Origin of the sequence: Lichenihabitans sp. Uapishka_5, from assembly GCF_033947565.1 — a bacterium.
GTDB lineage: Bacteria > Pseudomonadota > Alphaproteobacteria > Rhizobiales > Beijerinckiaceae > Lichenihabitans.
Window position 1 is genome coordinate 1 of record NZ_JARPVX010000191.1, and the last position, 1,508, is coordinate 1,508.

2 protein-coding genes and 1 pseudogene are annotated in these 1,508 nt (G+C 71.2%); all 3 read right to left on the bottom strand.

From position 1 onward, the window contains the following. Positions 1 to 263: pseudogene (locus P7D22_RS23065) on the bottom strand (hypothetical protein); the annotation flags it as partial. Continuing rightward, the gene (gene exbD, locus P7D22_RS23070; RefSeq protein WP_319936579.1) at positions 260 to 715 is read right to left on the bottom strand and encodes a TonB system transport protein ExbD; all 456 of its coding nucleotides are present in this window, start codon (positions 713 to 715) and stop codon (positions 260 to 262) included. The gene exbD and the pseudogene P7D22_RS23065, both read right to left, overlap by 4 nt. A gap of 5 nt (positions 716 to 720) precedes the next feature. Continuing rightward, a partial coding sequence (gene exbB / locus P7D22_RS23075; RefSeq protein ID WP_319936580.1) for a tonB-system energizer ExbB occupies positions 721 to 1,508 on the bottom strand: 788 nt, incomplete at its 5' end.

Here is a 1,508-nt window from a genome sequence, read left to right on the forward strand (position 1 = left end):
GGCTCGGGGGCTGCGGCCGCCTGGGGTGCCGGGGCGGGACCAGCGGCTGCGGCACTGTTGGGCTCGGGCGCGTTCTGCGGCACCGCCACCGGCTCGAGGTCGATCGGGATGCCTTGCACGGTGTCGGCTGGCGCCGGGAACGCATGCGACACCAGGAACCAGCCACCGACCGCATGCAGGGCCACCACGGCCAGTCCGGCCGCCCCCCAGCGCATGGCCTCGACGGCCCGGCGACCGCCGTCTTCGGGTCGATACAGCCTCATCGGGCCGCCGGCGCCGCAGGCCGGGGCGCCGGGGCCCCGGTATCCTCCAGCCCCACCAGGGCGATCTTCAGGTAGCCGGCGTCCCGCAACCCGTTCATCACCCCCATCAGATCGCCATAAGCGAGCCCCTTGTCGGCCCGCACGAAGATGCGCTTGTCGCGGTCATGCCCGGTTTCCGTGTCGAGGCGCGCCTGCAGCGCGTCGCGCGCCACCGTTTCCTCGCCGAGCGCGAGCGACTGGTCGTGACGCACCGTCAAAAACACCGGCTTGTCCGGGCGTGGCTGCACGGCGGCATTCGACACCGGCAGGTTTACCGCCACATCGACGGTGGACAGCGGCGCCGCCACCATGAAGATGATGAGCAGCACCAGGGTGACGTCGATGAAAGGCGTGACGTTGATGTCGGCGATCTCGCCGATCTCGTCGTCGCCGCTGCTGAGCTTGACCGCCATCGGGCCTACTCCGCCGCGCTCGACTGCCGGTCGAGGTCGCGCGACAGGTGGCGCATGACCTCGGCCGAAGCGTCCGACAGGATGGCCTTGTAGCCCGCGATGGCGCGCGCCAAGCCATTGTAGATGATCACCGCCGGAATGGCGGCCACGAGGCCAACCGCGGTGGCCAACAAGGCTTCCGCGATGCCGGGCGCCACCACGGCGAGGTTGGTGGTGTGGGCCTGGCTGATGCCCACAAAGGCGTTCATGATGCCCCAAACGGTGCCGAACAGGCCCACGAAGGGCGCCGTGGAGCCGATCGAGGCCACGAGGCCGGTGCCGCGCGTCATGCTGCGGGCCGCCCGGGCCTCGATGCGGCCGAGCGCGATGGCGGCACGCTCCTTGATGCCGTCGGCCGGCAGCTTCGACGAGCGCTCGCGTTCATGCGCGGCCGCATGCACCAGCGCCGCCACCGGCCCCGACTTCAGCGATCCCGTGTGGCGGGCGCGGTCGAGATCGAACAAGCTCGTGGCCCGCAACACTTCGCGCACCCCGCGCACGGCACGGAAGCGGGCGCCCGCGAGCTGCAGCCGCTTGGCGATGAAGATCGTCCACGTCGCCACCGAGGCGGCCGCCAGGATGCCCATCACGATCTTCACGATGATGTCGGCATTGCGGACCATGGCCCAGGGCGACATGTCGTGCGGCAACGCATCGTCGCTCGACAAGGTCGGCACGGGCGGGAGCGGAACACTCGGCTGCGCCGCGGGGGCGGCCTGCGGGGCGGCGGCGTCGACAGGTGCCGCCGCACTCG